Origin of the sequence: Dongia sp. (assembly GCF_041905885.1) — a bacterium.
In the GTDB taxonomy this organism is placed as follows: Bacteria; Pseudomonadota; Alphaproteobacteria; order Dongiales; family Dongiaceae; genus Dongia.
On sequence record NZ_JAYRKD010000001.1, the window covers coordinates 89,751 to 108,794 of the forward strand.

Sequence of the window (19,044 nt, forward strand, 5' to 3'; positions counted from 1 at the left end):
ATCGATGGGCTCCGATTTTGTTGCGTTCATGAGACAGGGGCAGACGACAACGCACGGGCGCAGCGGCCTTTTATCCGATTCGGCTCGCTTCGTTTTGCGGCGCGGAACTCCGCCCAGGTCGACGTCTTGGTCACGCGAAAGGGAGACCAAGGGTATGCGTAGTCGGGTGGGTCGGGCGCCGGACGTTGCTGCTGCTGAGCGCGACGCGGCACTGCGCTGCAAGCTTCTCTTCGTCACCTCTGAAATCGCCGATTTCCTGAAAGTGGGCGGCCTTGGCGAGGTTTCCGCCGGCCTGCCGCGGGCGCTGCGCCGTGTGGCGGATGCGCGGGTGCTGTTGCCGGGCTATCGCGCGGTGCTCGCCGCCAATCCGGACATGCGGATCGTGGCCAAGCTGCCGGCGGTCGCCGAGATCCCGGCTTGCGAGATCGGCGAGATCGACACGCCGGACGGTCTCACCATGTATATCGTGGTCGCAGACGGGCTGTTCGACCGGCCCGGCAACGCCTACCTGGACGAACACGCCAGCCCCTGGGACGACAACGACGTCCGTTTCGCACGGCTCGCCATGGCAGCGGTCGAACTTGCCCGCGGCGTGCCTGCCCTCGGCTGGCAGCCGGAAGTGCTGCACCTCAACGACTGGCCGGGTGCGCTCGCCGCCGGCTATCTCGACTGGCAGAAGGTCGAGACGCCGAGCATCCTCACCATCCACAATCTCGCCTATCAGGGCCTCTACGGCCGCGATCGTCTCAGCCGCCTCGGCATCCCGGCGGAAGCCTTCGCGATGGACGGGGTCGAGTTCCACGGCAAAATCTCCTTCCTCAAGGCCGGCATTTATTACGCGTCGCAGATCACGACCGTGAGTGCCACCTATGCGAAGGAGATCACCACGCCGGAATTCGGCTGCGGCCTCGACGGCCTGTTGCGCCTGCGCAGCGGCGAGGGGCGGCTGACCGGAATCCTGAACGGCATCGACGAGAGCTGGAACCCGAGCGCGGATCCGCATCTCGCCCATCCTTTCGACAGCGTGAACTGGCGCGGCAAGGCAGCCAACGCGCAGCACCTGCGCGAGGCATTCGGCCTCGCGGTCAGCCGCGGGCCTTTGTTCGCAGTGGTTTCGCGCCTGGTTCACCAGAAGGGTCTCGACCTCACCATGGCGGCGATCGAATCGATCGTGCGGGACGGCGGCCAACTGGTGGTCACCGGCGAGGGTGAGCCCGAAGTCGAAAACGCATTGCGCGCGACGGCAGCGCGGCATCCGCAATCGATCGCGGTCAAGATCGGCTACGAGGAGCCGACCGCGCGGCGGATCTTCGCCGGCAGCGATTTCCTGCTGATGCCGTCGCGCTTTGAACCTTGCGGGCTCAGCCAGATGTATGCGCAGCGGTTCGGCTCGTTGCCGATCGCGCACAACACCGGCGGGCTCGGCGATACGATCGAGGACGGCGCCACCGGATTCCTGTTCAGCGGCGCCACCCCCGAGACCTTCGCCCAGGCGATCCACCGCGCAAAATCGGTGTTCGACCGCAAGGACCAATTCGCGGCCATGCGCCGGCGCGCCATGCTGCGGCCCTCGGGCTGGGGCGAAGCGGCCCGCTCCTACATGGACGTCTATCGGCGCGCCATCGGCCCGGGTCTTCGCGTCGCAGCGTAGCGGAATTCGCGCGGAACGATCAAAGCCCGCCGACCGTTAACTATGCGAGTGCCGCCCAACTCAGCGCGGCACCGACTGCGAATCCGTCACATATGCAGGGCTGTCCGTCATGCAGAACCGGCAAGCGGCGTCGCGGCCGTCGATCTATTATTTCCACCCGGCGCTCGGGGGCGCGATGGCAGGCTGGAGCCGCCATCTGGACCGCTGCGCTACGATGGGTTTCTCGCATCTGCTGCTCGCTCCGCTGTTTCAGCCGGGGCGCAGCGGCAACATCTTCCTGACCGCCGATCATCAGGCCTGTCATCCAGCCCTGCAGGCCGGCGGGTCCGCCGCGTCGCAGCTGCGCGATCTCGCTGGGGAATGCCGCCGGCGCGGCATCGGTCTCTGGCTCGACCTGGTGCTGGACCGGGTCGCGCGCGAAGCCCGCGTCGTCGCCGAGCATCCCCGCTGGTTCATCGGCGGCGGCGAGGATCCGCTGCCCGACCCGCGCAGCATCATCCGCACCAGCCAGGCCGCGCGCTTCGCCTACGAGAACGGCGCGAGCGCCGAGATTCTCGCCTGGTGGAAGGCGCGCATCGACGAATGGCTGGAAGCGGGCGTCGATGGCTTCCGCCTCGACCAGCCACAGGCCATTCCGCCGCATCTCTTGAAAGAAGTGATCGCGGCGGCGAAAGCGACGCAGCCGGAGTGCCGCTTCGTTGCCTGGACGCCCGGCCTGACGCCCGCCGAGATCAAGCAGCTTGAGGATTGTGGGGTCGATTTCACCGTCGCCTCGACCTGCTGGTGGGATTTCAAGGGCGAGTGGTTCCTGGAAGAGCAGGCGAAGCTCGCCGCGGTGGCGCCGCCCCTGGCGCTGGCGGAAGCGCCGTTCGCCCGCCGCCTAGCCGAGCAATTCGCCAGCAGCGATGCGCTGGAGCTGGGCTATCGGCGTGTCCTTGATGTCTGCGCCACCGACGGCAACGGCTGGCTAATGCCGATGGGCTTCGAGTTCGGCAATGCGCTGCCGCTGGACACCGTGCGCGCCGACCCGGCCGCCTTCGAGCGCCACGAACAGGCCAGCAATATCCGCCTGATCGACGAGATTGCCGCCGCCAACGACCGCGCCGCCAAGCGTTTCGGCGGCAAGCCGGTGCGTTGGCGCGTGCTCTCGGCGCCTCAGGCGCCGGTCTTCGCCCAGATCGCGGAGACCGCCGATGCGGGAACGCTGCGGCTCGTCAATGCCGAAGCGCGGGCGGCCCAGGTCGTGGACATCGCCATGCTGCTGGCCCGCGCCGGCCGCGCCTGGGCGCTGCAGGAGAAGTCGCGCGGGCTGGACGGAACGGAGATTCACCTGCAGCCGGCGGAGGTGCTGTTGCTGAAACTGACGCCGGCGGCCACGGTGAAATTGCCGACGCCGCAATCCAAGCGCCAGGCGACGGCGGCGGCCAAGGTCCCGCGGGTGGCGATCACGCATGTAGCACCGGCGGTCGAAGGCGGCGAATACCCGGCCAAACGCGTGGTGGGCGAGCGCGTGACGGTCGAAGCCGACATCTTCAGCGACGGTCACGGCGAGTTGGCTGCCGATCTGCTCTGGCGCGCCGCGGACGAAGCCGACTGGCGCCGGGTGCCGATGAAGTTCCTGGGCAACGACCACTGGACCGCGCATTTCCGGCCGGAGCGGGTGGGCGATCACCTCTTCACCATCGAGGCCTGGCGCGACGACTTCGCCTCGCTGCAGCACGGCAGCCTGAAGAAGCGGGACGCCGGGATCGCCATCGAACTCGAGTTCCAGGAAATGTCGGCCTTCCTCGATCGCCATGTGCCGCCGCCGGCCGAACGCGGCGAGGCAGTGAAGGCCTTCATGGCCCAGCTGCACCGCGCCAAGAAAGAGGAACGCCGCGACCTGCTGCTTTCGAAGGAAGCGGTCGCCGCCCTGCGCGACGTGCCGGCGCTGGAATCCCGCATCCGGCACCAGCCGCCGATTCCGCTGACCGTCGATCGCGGCGCGGCCATGTTCTCCAGCTGGTATGAGATTTTCCCACGCTCGATGAGCGGCACGCCGGAGCGTCACGGCACTTTCGATGACGTGATCGCCCAGCTGCCGCGGATCGCGGCCATGGGTTTCGACACGCTCTATTTCCCGCCGATCCACCCGATCGGCAGGGTCAACCGCAAGGGCAAGAACAACAACACCCGGTCCGAGCCGGGGGAAGTCGGCAGTCCCTATGCGATCGGATCGGACGAAGGCGGGCATGACGCCATTCACCCGGAGCTCGGCACGATCGAGGATTTCCGCCGGATGCGCGACGCCGCGGCCGGGCACGGGCTGGAGATTGCGCTCGACTTCGCGATCCAATGCGCGCCCGATCACCCCTGGCTGAAGCAGCATCCCGAATGGTTTGCCTGGCGGCCGGACGGGACGATCGCCTATGCCGAGAATCCGCCGAAGAAATACGAGGACATCGTCAATGTCGACTTCTACGCGCCGGGTGCGGTGCCGGGGTTGTGGCTCGCCTTGCGCGACATCTTCCTCTATTGGCGGCAGGAGGGTGTGCGCACGTTCCGGGTCGACAACCCCCACACCAAGCCGCTGCCGTTCTGGCGCTGGGTGATCGCCGATATCCGCGCGCGATTCCCCGACACGCTCTTCCTCTCGGAGGCCTTCACCCGGCCGCAGGTGATGTATGAGCTGGCCAAGGTTGGCTTCTCGCAGTCCTACACCTACTTCACCTGGCGCAACACCAAGGCCGAGCTTGAGTCCTACCTGAAGGAGCTCGCCGACGGCCCGCCGAAGGATTTCTTCCGGCCGCATTTCTTCGTCAACACGCCGGACATCAATCCCACTTTCCTGCAGCGCTCCGGCCGCGCCGGATTCCTCATTCGCGCCGGCCTGGCCGCGACAATGTCGGGCCTCTGGGGCGTCTATAGCGGCTTCGAGCTTTGCGAGGGCACGCCGCTGCCGGGCAAGGAGGAGTATCTCGATTCCGAGAAATACGAGATCCGGGCCTGGGACTGGAATCGCCCCGGCAACATCAACGCCGAGATCGCGCAGCTCAATCACATCCGCCGGCGCAACCCGGCTTTGCAGACGCATCTCGGCATCCGCTTCATCCCGGCCGCGAACGACAGCATCACCGCCTTCATCAAATCCACGCCGGAGCGCGACAATGTGATCCTGGTGGCGATCAACCTCGATCCCTTCCATGCCCAGGAGGCCTGGATCGAGATTCCGCTTTGGGAGTGGAGCCTTCCCGACCACGCCAGCATTGATGTCGAGGACCTGGTCCGCGGTACGAAATTCCAGTGGCAGGGCAAGAGCGGCTCGATCCGTCTCGATCCTTACGAGCTGCCTTACTCCATCTGGCGAATCGCCGTTCCTGCCGGAGACAAAGCATGAGCCGACGCGAAAAGCCGAAACTGCCGGTCGACCCGCTCTGGTACAAGGATGCGGTCATCTACCAGCTGCATGTGAAGTCGTTTATGGACGCGAACGGCGACGGCATCGGCGACTTCAAGGGCCTGTTGCAGCGCCTCGACCATGTGGTCGAGCTCGGCGCCAACACGATCTGGATCCTGCCCTTCTATCCCTCGCCGCGGCGCGACGACGGCTACGACATCGCGGAGTATCGCAAGGTCTCGCCCGACTACGGCACCATGGCGGACTTCAAGAAGTTTGTGAAGGCTGCGCACGAGAAGGGCATCCGGGTCATCACCGAGCTGGTGATCAACCATACGTCCGACCAGCATCCCTGGTTCCAGCGGGCGCGCAAGGCCAAGAAGGGCTCGGCGGCGCGCGACTTCTACGTCTGGTCCGACACCGACAAGGCCTATGCCGGCACCCGGATCATCTTCATCGACACCGAGAAGTCGAACTGGACCTGGGATGAGGAAGCGCAGCAGTATTTCTGGCACCGCTTCTATTCGCATCAGCCGGATCTGAACTTCGACAACCCGAAGGTCCTGAATGAGATCTTCTCGATCATGAAATTCTGGCTCGACATGGGGGTCGATGGCCTGCGGCTCGACGCCATCCCCTACCTGATCGAGCGGGAAGGCACCAACAACGAGAATCTCCCCGAGACCCATGAGGTCCTGAAGAAGATTCGCGCCGAGATGGACCGGCTCTATCCGGGCAAGATGCTGCTCGCCGAGGCCAACCAATGGCCGGAGGATACCCAGGTCTATTTCGGCGACGGCGACGAATGCAACATGTCCTTCCACTTCCCGCTGATGCCGCGGATGTATATGGCGATCGCCCAGGAGGATCGCTTCCCGATCTCGGACATCCTCCGGCAGACGCCGAAGATCCCGGATAATTGCCAGTGGGCGATCTTCCTCAGGAATCACGACGAGCTCACCCTTGAGATGGTCACCGACAGGGAGCGCGATTATCTCTGGGATACCTATGCCGCGGATCGCCGGGCGCGACTGAACCTCGGCATCCGACGCCGCCTGGCACCCTTGGTGCAGCGCGATCGCCGCCGCATCGAGCTAATGAACGGTTTGCTGCTCTCCATGCCGGGCACCCCGGTGCTCTACTACGGCGACGAGATCGGCATGGGCGACAACATCTATCTGGGTGACCGGGATGGCGTCCGCACGCCGATGCAATGGTCGCCCGATCGCAACGGCGGCTTCTCCAAGGGCGATCCGGCGCGGCTGGTCCTGCCGCCGATCATGGATCCCGCCTACGGTTACCAGGCCGTCAATGTCGAGGCGCAATCGGCCGACCCGCATTCGCTGTTGAACTGGACCCGGCGCATGCTCGCGGTCCGCAAGCAAACCGCTGTCTTCGGCCGCGGAGAGTTCAAGCTGCTGGCGCCCGGCAACCGCAAGATCCTCGCCTATCTGCGGACGTTGGGCGACGACGTGGTGCTCTGCGTCAATAATCTCTCGCGCACCGCGCAGGCAGTCGAGCTCGACCTCGCGCAATTCGCGGGCCGGGTGCCGGTCGACATGGTGGGCGGCAGCGCCTTTCCGCCGATCGGCCAGCTCACCTATCTCCTCACCTTGCCGCCCTACGGCTTCTATTGGTTCACCCTCGGCGTCAGCGCCGACATGCCGGACTGGCACAAGCCGGCGCCCGAGCAGATGCCGGAGTACATCACCTTGGTCTTGCGCAAGAACGTGGCCGAGCTGCAGCAGCCGGCCTTGAGGAAACAGCTGGAGGAGGAGATCCTCCCCACTTACCTGCCGAAGCGCCGCTGGTTCGGCGCCAAGGATGCCGCGGTGCCAAAGCTGGAGGTCAACTGCCAGCCGGCCTTCCCGGAATCGCGCTATCCGGTCGTGCTCTGCGAGATTCGCCTCGAAGGGTCCGGCGCACGCTACCAGCTGCCGCTGACCATACTCTGGGAGGACGACAGCGTCGCCAGCGCCTTGCCGCAGCAGCTGGCTTTGGCGCGGGTCCGGATCGGCCGCCGCGTCGGTCTGGTGACCGATGCCTTCGCGCTCGACACATTCCCGTTGATGCTGCTGGAGCATCTCCGGAAGGAATCGGTGCTGGAACGCGGCGAGGAGACGACGCATTTCATCCCGACCGTCCTGCTGAAGGATTACGCGCTCGACGGCGAGGACCCGCAGGTGCGCACGCTGGCGGCCGAGCAGTCCAACAGCACCGTGGTGATCGATGACAAGGTCATCATCAAGCTGCTGCGCCGGCTCGACGACGGCATCCACCCGGAAGCCGAGATCGGCCGCTATCTGGCCGAGCACGGCTACCGCAACACGGCGCCGGCATTGGGTGAGATCCGCCGCGTCGCGCCGGACGGCACCCCGCGCACGCTCGCCGTGGTGCAGGGCTTCTTGCGCAACCAGGGCGACGGCTGGAGCTGGGCATTGGCCTATCTCGCGCGCGCGCTCGAGGATGCCGCGCTGGCGACGCAAGCCGGCGCCGACGGCGCCACCACCGCCGAGCTGATGGCGCCCTATGCCAGTTTCGGCGCGATGATCGGCAAGCGCCTGGCCGAGCTGCATGCCTGCCTCGCCCAGCCCACCGAAGACCCGGCCTTCGCACCCGAACCGGCCGCCAAGGACGATGTCGCCGCCTGGGAGGCACAGGCGCAGGATCAGCTGGATCGGGCTTTCGCGGCGCTGGAGAATGCCAAGGCCAATCTCGATCCGGATTCCGCGGCCGCCGCCGCCAAGTTCCTCGGCCGGCGCCGCGAGGTCCATGACCTCCTGCGCAAGATGGCGAATGCCAAGAACGCGGGCTTGATGACCCGGATCCATGGCGACTTCCATCTCGGCCAGATCCTGGTGGTGCAGAACGACATCCACATCATCGATTTCGAGGGCGAACCGGCCAAGCCGCTGCAGGCCCGCCGCGCCAAGGCCAGCCCGCTGCGCGACGTCGCCGGCATCCTGCGCTCCTTCGACTACGCGGCCGCGGCCACGGTCGGCAACCGGCCGCCGACCTCGCCGGCCCTCGATGAGAAGCAGCTCGCCTTGCTGCAGCGCTTCACCGCCGCGGCCGGCGATGCCTTCCGCAAGGCCTATCAGGAGGTGCTGGCGGAAGCGGAGCATCCCTGGATCGATCTCGCAGCCGACGACAAGCTGCTGCGCCTGTTCCTGATCGAGAAGGCCGCCTACGAGATCTGCTACGAGGCGGCGAACCGCCCGGCCTGGATCGCGTTTCCGCTGCGCGGATTGACCAGGCTCCTGGAACGCAAGACGGAGAAGACGCTTGAGCCGCACCACGCATGACGTAGCGCCGGATCCGGGCGCGCTCGAAGCCCTGCTGCGCGGCCGATTGGGCGATCCCTTCAGCCTGCTCGGGCCGCATCGCGGACGACACGGCACGGTGATCCGCACCTTCCAGCCGGGCGCCAAGGCCGTCGAGGTCCATCCGCTGCAAAAGGATGAGGCCACGGAGACGCTGCAGCCGCTCCATCCCTCCGGGGTGTTCGGCGGCGAGGTGATCGATCCCGGTCGCTATGTGCTGCGGGTGCAATGGCCGGAGACGGTGCAGGAGACCGAGGATCCCTATTCCTTCGGCACCCTGCTGGGCGACGTCGATCTGCATCTGATCAGCGAAGGCACGCATCGCAATCTGGGCGCCACCCTGGGCGCGCAGGTGATGGAGCAGGGCGGTGTCGCCGGTGTGCGCTTCGCGGTCTGGGCGCCGAATGCACGGCGGGTCTCGGTGGTGGGCGACTTCAACAACTGGGATGGCCGCCGGCATGGCATGCGGCTGCGGCACAGCGCCGGCGTCTGGGAGCTGTTCATCCCGCGGCTCCGCCCCGGCACAATATATAAGTATGAGATCGTCGCCCCTTCCGGCGAGGTCCTGCCGCTGAAGGCCGATCCGGTCGCGCTGCGCGCCGAAGTGCCGCCCGCGACCGCCTCGATGGTGGCCGATCTCGCGCTGATCTCTTGGACCGACGGCGACTGGGAGGCCGGCCGCGCCGAGCGCCAGACCGCGCAGGCGCCGATGTCGATCTATGAGGTGCATGCCGGTTCCTGGTTCCGCGAGAACGGCGTCGAGCCGACCTGGAACGACCTCACCGAACGGCTGATCCCTTACGTCAAGGAGATGGGCTTCACCCATATCGAGCTGCTGCCGGTGATGGAGCATCCCTTCACCGGCTCCTGGGGCTACCAGCCGATCGGACTATTCGCGCCCACCTCGCGCTACGGCAGCTGCGAGGACTTCGCGCGCTTCGTCGATGCCTGCCATCGAGCCGAGATCGGCGTGATCCTGGACTGGGTGCCGGCGCATTTCCCGAGCGACGCCCACGGCCTGGCCACCTTAGACGGCACGCATCTCTACGAGCATCAGGATCCGCGCGAGGGCTTCCACCACGACTGGAACACGCTGATCTTCAATTTCGGCAGGCGCGAGGTGCGCGGCTACCTGATCGCCAGCGCACTGCACTGGCTGCGGCACTATCACATCGACGCACTGCGGGTCGATGCGGTCGCCTCCATGCTCTACCGCGACTACAGCCGCAAGCAGGGCGAATGGGTCCCGAACGTCCATGGCGGGCGCGAGAACCTTGAAGCGGTGAGCTTCCTGCAGGAGCTATCCCAGATCATGCGCCAGGATTTCCCCGGCCGCCTGCTGATCGCCGAGGAATCGACCGCCTGGCCCGGCGTCACGCGCAGTGCCGACGAAGGCGGGCTCGGCTTCCAGTTCAAATGGAACATGGGCTGGATGAACGACACCCTGCGCTACATGTCGCGCGACCCGGCCTATCGCTCCTGGCACCACGACGACATGACCTTCGGGCTGATCTACGCCTTCTCCGAGCGCTTCATCCTGCCGCTGTCGCATGACGAAGTGGTGCACGGCAAGCGTTCGATCCTCGGCCGCATGCCGGGCGACGACTGGCAGCGCTTTGCCAACATGCGCGCCTATCTCGCCTTCATGTGGTCGCATCCCGGCAAGAAGCTCATCTTCATGGGCACGGAGATCGCCGAGCCCTTCGAATGGAATCATGACGCGCAGGTGAACTGGTGGCTGCTGGACCATGCACCGCATTCCGGCATGCAGCGCTTGGTGCGCGACCTCAACCGCCTCTACGCGTCGGAGCCGGCGTTGCATCGGCGCGACGCGGAGCCGGCCGGCTTCCGCTGGATCGTCGGCGACGATCGGGGGCAGAGCGTCCTCGCCTACCTGCGCTCCGCCGGCGAGGATGATGGGAAGCCGGTGCTGGCGGTCTGCAATTTCACGCCGGTGCCGCACCGGGGCTATCGCATCGGCGTGCCGCACGGCGGGCGGTGGCGCGAGCGACTGAACTCCGATGCCGGAATCTATGGCGGGTCGAACCTGGGCAATGGCGGCGGGATCTCGGCTGAGACGAACCCGGTCCACGGCTTCGACCATTCGCTGTCGCTGACGCTCCCGCCGCTGGCCACGGTCTGGCTGCAGCCGGAATAGCCGTGGCCCGCTTCCCCGACCGGCTCGAGCCGGGCAGGCCGGATCCCTTGGGCGCGACCTGGGACGGGCTCGGGGTGAACTTCGCCGTCTTCTCCGCCAATGCCGATCGCATCGATCTCTGCTTGTTCGATCATTCCGGCCGCCGCCAGGTGGCGAGGCTTCCCTTGCCGGAATGCACCGACGAGATCTGGCACGGCTATCTGCCCGATGCCAGACCGGGCCTAGTCTATGGCTATCGCGCCGAGGGGCCCTATGACCCCAGGCGCGGCCATCGCTTCAATGCGCACAAGTTGCTGCTCGATCCTTATGCGAAACGGCTGGTCGGCGAGCTCAAATGGTCTGACGTGCTCTACGGCTATCGGCCGGGCAGCGCCAAGGGCGATCTCTCGCAGGACCGCCGTGACAGCGCCGCCGCGGTGCCCAAGGGCGTGGTCGCGGATTGCACCTTCAATTGGGGCGAGGACCGCCGGCCGCACACGCCTTGGCCGCGGACCGTCATCTATGAGCTGCATGTGCGCGGCTTCTCGATGCGCCGTGACGACCTGCCGCTGGCCGAGCGCGGCACCTTCGCGGCGCTCGCCGATGCCCGTTCGATCGACCGGATGGTGAAGCTCGGGGTGACCGCGGTCGAGCTGATGCCGGTCCATGCCGCGATCAACGACCACTTCCTGGTGAAGAAGGGTCTGGCCAATTATTGGGGCTACAACACGCTCGCCTTCTTCGCGCCGCAGCCCGGATTTCTCTCCGATGGCGCGCTGTCGGAGTTGCAGACCGCGGTGCGGCGGCTGCATGCGGCAGGAATCGAGGTCGTGCTGGACGTGGTCTACAACCATACCTGCGAGGCCGACGAGACCGGGCCGACGCTTTCGTTCCGCGGTCTCGACAACGCCAGCTACTACCGCCTCCATCCCGACGACCCGCGCCGCTACATCAATGACACCGGCACCGGCAACAGCGTGAACCTCTCGCACCCGCGCGTGTTGCAGATGGTGATGGATTCCATGCGCCACTGGGCCGAGACCTTTCATATCGACGGCTTCCGCTTCGATCTCGGGGCCAATCTCGGCCGCGAGCAGGGCGGCTTCGATCCGAATTCCGGATTCTTCGATGCCATCCGCCAGGATCCGGTGATTTCCAGGTTGAAGCTGATCTCCGAACCCTGGGACCTGGGACCGGGCGGCTATCAGCTCGGCAACCACCCGCCGGGTTTTGCCGAATGGAACGACAAATATCGGGACAGCGTGCGGCGGTTCTGGTGCGGCGACGCGCATCAATGTCCGGATCTGGCGGCGCGGCTCACCGGATCCAGCGATCTTTTCGATCACCACAAGCGCCGGCCGTTTGCCTCGGTGAACTTCGTCGCCGCCCATGACGGCTTCACCCTGGAAGACGTCACCCGCTACCGCGAGAAGCACAACGCCGCCAACGGCGAGGAGAATCGCGACGGCCATAACGAGAATTTCAGCAGCAACTGGGGGGTCGAGGGGCCGAGCGACGACCTGGCGATCCGGGTGAAGCGCGGCCGGGTCAAACGGGCCATGCTGGCGACCCTGTACTGCTCGCTCGGCACGCCGATGCTGCTGGCCGGCGACGAGCTGGGGCGCAGCCAGGGCGGCAACAACAACGCCTATGCCCAGGACAACGAGACTTCCTGGATCGACTGGGCCAAGGCCGCCGAGCCTGACAACCGCGACCTCGAACGCTACGTCGCGCGGCTCGCGGCGCTGCGGCGCAATCACCCGACCCTGCGGGCGGATCGCTTCCTGCATGGCCGCAACGAGATCGCGCCCAATCTCCTCGACATCGAATGGTTCAACGAAGCGGGCTCGGCGATGGAGCCCGAGCATTGGCAAAACCCGGAACGGCGGCTGCTGGCGGTGCGCCGGGCCGGCTTCGTCAACGGCGGCGGGACGATCGAGGCCTCGCTGATGATGCTGAACGGCTCGGTCGAGGACTGCGAATTCCGCGTGCCGCCGACCAACAACCTGCATTGGGCCCTGGCGCTCGACAGCAGCGATCCCAACCGCCTGCCCGGCGGCATGGCATCCGATACCGTGGCGGTGCCGAGCCACGCCGTGGTGCTGCTGATCGGCCAGCAGAACGGCGCATGACGGCGCTCTCCCACGGCGCCACCTTGATTGCGCCCAACCGGACGCGGTTCCAGTTCTGGGCGCCCGATATCGCATCGATCGGACTCGAGATCGGCGACGAAGCCGCGCGGTTGATGCGCGCGGAAGAGGGCGGCTGGCATCGGCTGGAGGTCGATTGCGGCGCCGGGACTCGCTATCGCTACCGCATCTCGCCCGACCTCGCGGTGCCCGACCCGGCATCGCGCGCCCAGGCGGATGACGTCCATGGCCCGAGCGTCGTCGTCGATCCCGCTGCCTATGCCTGGCGCAACACGCAATGGCGTGGCCGGTCCTGGCATGAGGCGGTGCTCTACGAACTGCATCCCGGCGCGCTGGGCGGGTTTCGTGGCGTCATGGGGCAGCTGCCGCGGCTGCAGGCGCTCGGCATCACCGCGGTCGAGCTGATGCCGATCGCGGATTTCTTCGGCCGGCACAACTGGGGCTATGACGGCGTGCTGCATTTCGCGCCGGATGCCGCCTACGGCACGCCGGAGGAACTGAAGGCGCTGGTCGATCGGGCCCATGATCTCGGGCTGATGATGTTCCAGGACGTGGTCTACAACCATTTCGGCCCAGAAGGCAATTATCTCCACGCCTATGCATCGGCGTTCTTTCGCGACGACGTCCAGACGCCCTGGGGCGCCGCGATCGATTTCAAGAATCCGGTGGTGCGGCGTTTCTTCGTCGAGAACGCGCTCTATTGGCTGGAGGAATACCGCTTCGACGGGTTGCGGCTCGACGCGGTGCACGCCATTCCCGACCGCGACTGGCTGCTGGAGCTGGCGGAGACGGTGCAGGAGGCCATCACCGACCGCCAGGTGCATCTGGTGCTGGAGAACGACGACAACGATGCGCCGCTGCTGGAGCAAGCCTTCACCGCGCAATGGAACGACGATGCGCATCACGCGGCGCATGTGCTGATCACCGGCGAGACCGGCGGCTATTACAGCGACTATGCCGAAAACCCGGCGGCCGCACTGGCGCGCTGCCTGGGGGAGGGCTTTGCCTTCCAGGGCGAGGCCTCGGCCTATCGCGACGGCGCGCGGCGTGGCAGGCCGAGTGCGCATCTCTCGCCCGACCGCTTCGTCTTCTTCCTGCAGAATCACGACCAGGTCGGCAACCGCGCCATGGGTGACCGGCTGGCCGCGATCGCCGATCCCGACGCGCTGAAGGTCGGGATGGCGCTGCTGCTGCTCAGCCCGCAGATTCCGCTGCTGTTCATGGGCGAGGAGCTGGGCGCGCGCGAGCCCTTCTTGTTCTTCACCGATTATGCAGGCGAGCTTGCCGAAGCGGTGAAGCGGGGCCGGCGCAAGGAGTTCGGCAAGTTCCCGGAATTCGCCACCGAGGAAGCGCAGCGGCGCATTCCGGATCCGAACCGGCCGGAAACCTTCCGGCAGAGCTGTCCGAGCTTGGTCGCCGAGGATGCATGGTCGCGCGGCTGGCAGGATTATGTGCAGCGCCTGATCGCCCTGCGGCAGGAGGCGCTGGTGGCGCGCTTCAACGGCGCGCGGTCGGACGGCGCGCAGGCGCTCACGCCGCGCGCGCTGCAGGCGCGCTGGATCCTGGGCGATGGAACGCGGCTCACCCTGTCGGCGAATTTCGGGCCCGAGCCGATCAGCCTGCCGCCGGTTCCCGGCTGGCACTTCTTCTCCCACGGCCCGAGTGCCGATGCGATCGGGCTTGGCGGCAAGTCTTTCCTGGCGATCCTCGGCGAGGCGTCGTGAAGACCGACGCGCAACTCCGCAAGGCGGCGCGGGCGGCGGGGATCCTGACCGAGTGGCAGGATGTGCATGGCAGGACGCGTGCGGTCGGGCATGAGACCCTGCGTTCGCTCCTGGAGATTCTCGGCAGCGAGACGAAATCCGCCGAGGTCCCGTTGATCACCGCCGAAGCGGGCGCCGCCTACGCGGTGCCGGGTCTTGCGGCGAAAGCGCGGGCGCCGCGGGAGCCGGGCTACTATCCGGTCACCAAGGGCAAGCGGCACTTCACGCTCGCCGTGGCGCCGGCGCGCCAGCCGGGCCGCGCGGCGGCGCGGGGCTGGGGATTGTCGGTCCAGCTCTATGCGCTCTATCGGCAGGGCGACGGCGGCATCGGCAGCTATGGCGCGCTGCGCGACTTCCTGCGCAGCAGCGCCGAAGCCGGGGCGAGCGCGGTGGCGGTCAGTCCGTTGCACGCGCAATTCTCCGCCGATCCCTGGCGTTTCAGCCCCTATTCGCCGTCCAGCCGGCTGTGGATGAACGCGCTGCATATCGAGGTCGGCGAGGCGGCTGCGCTGCTCGCGCTGAAGCCGCCGAAGCTGGCGCCGCGCCAGGGCGCCGGCGGCGACGCGCTGATCGCCTGGCCGGAAGCCTCGCGGGCCAGGCTGAAGGCCTTGCGCACGCTGTTCGACGCCGCCCACAAGCAAGGTTGTTTCGACGGCGGTCATCCGGCGGCGCGCAGCCTCGCGGCGTTCCGGCGGGCGGGTGCCGCTTCGCTGCTGGCGCACGCGACCTTCGAGGCCTTGCATGCGCATTTCTTCGGCCGGGATCGCAATCTCTGGAGCTGGTCCAGCTGGCCGGGCGAATACCGCGACCCGAACGGCGCGGCGGTCAGGCGCTTCGCGCGGGCGAACCGCGAAAGCGTGGAGTTCCATCTCTTCCTGCAATGGCTGGCGGCGCGGCAGTTCAAGAGCGCCGCCGAAGCGGCGCGCGACGGCCGGATGGCGCAGGGCATCATCAAGGATATCGCGGTCGGCGCGGATGGCGGCGGCAGCGAGGCCTGGAGCAACCAGGGCCGCATGCTCACCGGCGCCGCGATCGGCGCGCCGCCCGACGCCTTCAACACGCTCGGTCAGAACTGGGGCGTCACCACCTTTTCGCCGAACGCCTTGGTGGCGACGGGCTATACCGCCTTCATCCAGCTCTTGCGCAGCGCCCTGGCCGATGCCGGTGGGATCCGCATCGACCACGTGCTCGGCTTGCGCCGCTTGTGGGTGGTGCCGAATGGCGCCGACGCCCGCGACGGCGCCTATCTCCGTTATCCGCTGACCGACCTGCTGCGCCTGACGGCGCTCGAGGCGCATCGCGCCGGCGCGGTGGTGCTCGGCGAAGACCTCGGCACCGTGCCGGAGGGCTTCCGCGAGGAACTCGACGGCTTTAGCATCAAGGGCATGCAGGTGCTGTGGTTCGAACGCCAGGGCCAGGCCTTCCTGCCGCCGCGGAAATGGCGCCGCCGTGCCGTCGGCATGACGACCACCCACGACCTTCCGACGGTCGCCGGCTGGTGGCTCGGTAAGGATATCGCCTGGCGCAGGAAGCTGAAGCTGTTCGCCGCGCGCGACGGCGCCGCCAAGGCCGCGGCGGAGCGCAAGCGGGACCGGGCCCAGCTCTGGGACGCCTTCCTCCGCGCGGGCGCCGCGGCCGGGCGGCAACCGGGCACGCATGACGTGACCAAGGTGCTGGCCGGCGCGATCGATTACCTGGGCTCGACCGCCTGCGATCTGGTGCTGCTGCCCTTGGAAGATGCGCTCGGCCGCAAGGAACAGCCGAACCTGCCGGGCACGATCGCCGAGCATCCCAACTGGCGCCGCCGCATCCTGGTCGAGGCCGGCGCGATCTGCCGGCAGAAGCAGGTAGCGGCGCGGCTCCGCCGGCTTGCCGCCAGCCGTTCAAAGCCGGGCCGCGCCCAACCATGACCCCTCCGCGCGCCACCTGCCGGCTCCAGCTGCATCGGGAATTCCCGTTCGACGCCGCCGTCGAGGCGGTACCTTACCTGGCGAAGCTCGGCATCAGCCATCTCTATGCCTCACCGATCCTCAGCGCCCGGCCAGGATCGACGCATGGCTATGACACCGTCGATCCCGGCGCGATCAACCCGGAGCTCGGCGGCGCGGCGGGTCTCGACCGATTGTCGCAGGCGCTGCGTCGGCATGAGATGGGCCTGATCATCGACATCGTGCCCAACCACATGGCGGCGGTGGCGGAGAATCCCTGGTGGTGGGATGTGCTGCGGCTGGGCCGCGCCAGCCGCCACGCCGATCACTTCGACATTGAATGGGCGGATTCCGATCCCGAGCTGCGAGGCAAGGTCCTGCTGCCCTGTCTCGGCGACCGGCTTGAGGCCTGCCTGGAGCGCGGCGAGATCTCGCTGGCCGAAGCGGGCGGGGAACGGGTGCTCCGCTATTTCGATCAATGCTTCCCGGTCGATCCGCGCAGCCAGGGCAGCGCGCCGTCGGCGCTGCTGCAGCAGCAGAACTACGTCCTCGCCTCCTGGCGCGAGGCGGCGACGCGGATCAACTGGCGGCGTTTCTTCGACATCAACCAGCTGGTCGCCTTGCGGATGGATCGGCATGCGGTGTTCGACGACTATCACCGCCTGATCCTCGATCTTTCCAGGCAGGGGGTGGTCGACGGCGTGCGGGTCGATCATGTCGATGGCCTGGCCGATCCGATCGGCTATTGCCGCCGGCTGCGCGCGGCGCTGGGGCCGGAGGTCTATCTCGTCATCGAGAAGATCCTGCACGCGGATGAACGGCTGAGCGCGGATTGGCCGATCCACGGCACCTCCGGCTATGACTTCATGGACGAGGTCTCGGCCGTGCTGCACGATCCGGCCGGCGAAGTCACGCTGACCGGCCTGTGGCAGAGCTTGAGTGGCGATCGCCGCGCCTTCGCCGCCGTGGCCGCCGATGCGCGGCGGGAAATCCTGGACCGGCTGTTTCCCCGACAACGGGATCGGCTGCTGGGGGCGCTGCGGGCGATGCGGTTGCGGGCCGATGATGCCGCCCTGCCGAAGGCGGTGGACGAGTTGCTCTCGGCGCTCCGGCATTATCGAACCTACGGGGGCGAGTCCGGCTTCGATTCGGGGGATGCGCTGGAGCTCGAGTTCGCGGCCAACACGGCACGGCCGCTGCTGAACACCGCGGCCGCGGCCGCCTTGGCCGAAATCTGCCGGGTCCTGCCGAAGGCGCCGGTGCGCCAGCGTTTCGAGCAGCTTTCGGCAACCCTCACCGCCAAGGCGGTGGAGGATACGGCCTTCTATCGCTACAGCCGTCTGCTCTCGCGCAACGAGGTCGGCTCCGACCCCGGCACCCTGGCGCTGCCGGTCGAGCGGTTCCACGGCAACGCCGCGGCGCGCTGCAGCGCCTTTCCCGCGACCATGCTGGCGACGGCGACGCATGATACCAAGCGCGGCGAGGATCATCGCGCGCGGCTCGCAGTGCTGAGCGAACTGGCGGAGGAATGGCGGGCGCAGGCGATCCGCTGGTCCGGGCAGTATCCGGCCCCCGATCCGGCGGTCGGCTTGATGATCTGGCAGACGGTCGTCGGCGCCTGGCCGCCGGATTTCGATGCCGCTGCCTTCCACCAGCGCCTGGAGACCTGGCTGGTGAAAGCCCTGCGGGAGGCCAAGCAGCGCACCGCCTGGGATGACCCGGACGAAGGTTACGAGCGCGCCTGCAAGGGCTACCTGGCTTATCTCTTCGATCCGATGCGCGGGTTCCTGGCCGAAGCCGCGGCATTGGTCGAAAAGATCGCGCCGGCCGGCATTCGGAACAGCCTGGCGCAGACGGTCCTGCGCCTGACCATGCCCGGCGTGCCCGATCTCTATCAGGGCACCGAGTTCTGGGACTTCAGCTTGGTCGATCCCGACAACCGTCGGCCGGTCGATTTTGCGGTCCGCGCAAGCGGCCTCGCCGAGGGGGCGGATCTGGCGCTGCTGCTCAAGGAATGGCGCGACGGTCGGATCAAGCAGGCCGTCATCGCGCGCCTGCTCGCTTTCCGGCGGCGTCACGCCGCCTTGTTCGCCGAGGGCAGCTACGAACCGCTGGCGGTATCGGGAGAGCGGGCGGATCGTCTGATCGCCTTCGCGCGCCGGCGCAGTGGCGAAGCGCTGATCGTCGTGGTGCCCCGCCTGACCGCCGGTCTCGAAACGACGGTCGGGCCGGTCTGGAGCGGCACGCGGGTCGCCTTCGCCGCGACGGAGGCCACGGACCTGCTGCGCGCCCGACGCGTTCAGATCGGCCCGGAAGCCGACGCCGGCCTGATGCTGGACGCCCTGCCGCTTTGCGTTCTCTACGCTAGCGTCCGGTGACGCTGGTGAGATCGTCGAGCTCGATGCGGACCGATCCGTCGCGCTCGAGCTTACCCTTGCGGTATTTGATGTCGGCGGCCTTTTCCAGCAGGCGGCGATGGCGCTCGAAGCGGTCCACCAGGTCCATCGAGGTTGTGGACTTGGAATCCCCGCCCAACTTCTCCAGCGCCGACCGGGTCGTGTACCAGCGCACCAGCCGGTTGCGATCGAGGGCCGCGCAGCCGACCGCATCGCGCCCCGGCAGGAAGATGCCGTAATCCCCGATGAATTGCAGCGACATCGCGCACCCCTTTCTCCCAGACACAAACCACCAGAACCCCAATGCAGCGGTGAGTGCC

At 67.3% G+C, this 19,044-nt stretch carries 9 protein-coding genes; 8 read left to right on the top strand and 1 reads right to left on the bottom strand.

What is annotated here, in order from left to right; genetic code table 11:
• Positions 1-154 precede the first annotated feature (154 nt).
• The 8 genes from glgA (at position 155) to treY (ending at position 18,706) form a co-directional block, all read left to right on the top strand.
• Complete coding sequence (glgA, locus tag ACH2CY_RS00440) at positions 155-1,651, top strand: glycogen synthase GlgA (RefSeq protein WP_395014689.1); 1,497 nt, start codon at positions 155-157, stop codon at positions 1,649-1,651.
• Positions 1,652-1,760: 109 nt separating this feature from the next.
• A complete protein-coding gene (locus tag ACH2CY_RS00445; RefSeq protein ID WP_395014691.1) occupies positions 1,761-5,027 on the top strand; it encodes a maltotransferase domain-containing protein in 3,267 nt (1,088 codons plus the stop codon).
• Complete coding sequence (treS, locus tag ACH2CY_RS00450; protein ID WP_395014692.1) at positions 5,024-8,332, top strand: maltose alpha-D-glucosyltransferase; 3,309 nt, start codon at positions 5,024-5,026, stop codon at positions 8,330-8,332. Before ACH2CY_RS00445 ends, treS begins: the two co-directional genes overlap by 4 nt.
• Positions 8,313-10,508: a 1,4-alpha-glucan branching protein GlgB gene (gene glgB / locus ACH2CY_RS00455; protein WP_395014695.1), complete on the top strand. Its 2,196-nt coding sequence runs from the start codon at positions 8,313-8,315 to the stop codon at positions 10,506-10,508. Before treS ends, glgB begins: the two co-directional genes overlap by 20 nt.
• Positions 10,509-10,510: 2 nt before the next feature.
• The gene (glgX, locus tag ACH2CY_RS00460; RefSeq protein WP_395014697.1) at positions 10,511-12,619 is read left to right on the top strand and encodes a glycogen debranching protein GlgX; all 2,109 of its coding nucleotides are present in this window, start codon (positions 10,511-10,513) and stop codon (positions 12,617-12,619) included.
• Positions 12,616-14,361: a malto-oligosyltrehalose trehalohydrolase gene (treZ, locus tag ACH2CY_RS00465; RefSeq protein WP_395014699.1), complete on the top strand. Its 1,746-nt coding sequence runs from the start codon at positions 12,616-12,618 to the stop codon at positions 14,359-14,361. The genes glgX and treZ overlap by 4 nt, the downstream gene beginning before the upstream one ends.
• The gene (gene malQ / locus ACH2CY_RS00470; protein WP_395014701.1) at positions 14,358-16,310 is read left to right on the top strand and encodes a 4-alpha-glucanotransferase; all 1,953 of its coding nucleotides are present in this window, start codon (positions 14,358-14,360) and stop codon (positions 16,308-16,310) included. Before treZ ends, malQ begins: the two co-directional genes overlap by 4 nt.
• Positions 16,307-18,706 (top strand): malto-oligosyltrehalose synthase, encoded by a 2,400-nt coding sequence (gene treY / locus ACH2CY_RS00475; RefSeq protein ID WP_395014702.1) that lies wholly within the window; start codon positions 16,307-16,309, stop codon positions 18,704-18,706. The genes malQ and treY overlap by 4 nt, the downstream gene beginning before the upstream one ends.
• Here treY and ACH2CY_RS00480 read toward each other — a convergent pair.
• Positions 18,693-18,986, bottom strand: a complete 294-nt coding sequence (locus ACH2CY_RS00480; RefSeq protein ID WP_395014705.1) for a DUF1488 family protein — start codon at positions 18,984-18,986, stop codon at positions 18,693-18,695. The genes treY and ACH2CY_RS00480 overlap by 14 nt on opposite strands.
• Positions 18,987-19,044 lie beyond the last annotated feature (58 nt).

Bases quoted from the DNA above. Each gene is read 5' to 3' on its own strand.
- treY (WP_395014702.1), top strand. From the start codon at position 16,307: ATGACCCCTCCGCGCGCCACCTGCCGGCTCCAGCTGCATCGGGAATTC.
- treS (WP_395014692.1), top strand. From the start codon at position 5,024: ATGAGCCGACGCGAAAAGCCGAAACTGCCGGTCGACCCGCTCTGGTAC.
- ACH2CY_RS00445 (WP_395014691.1), top strand. From the start codon at position 1,761: ATGCAGAACCGGCAAGCGGCGTCGCGGCCGTCGATCTATTATTTCCAC.
- treZ (WP_395014699.1), top strand. From the start codon at position 12,616: ATGACGGCGCTCTCCCACGGCGCCACCTTGATTGCGCCCAACCGGACG.
- glgA (WP_395014689.1), top strand. From the start codon at position 155: ATGCGTAGTCGGGTGGGTCGGGCGCCGGACGTTGCTGCTGCTGAGCGC.
- ACH2CY_RS00480 (WP_395014705.1), bottom strand. From the start codon at position 18,986: ATGTCGCTGCAATTCATCGGGGATTACGGCATCTTCCTGCCGGGGCGC.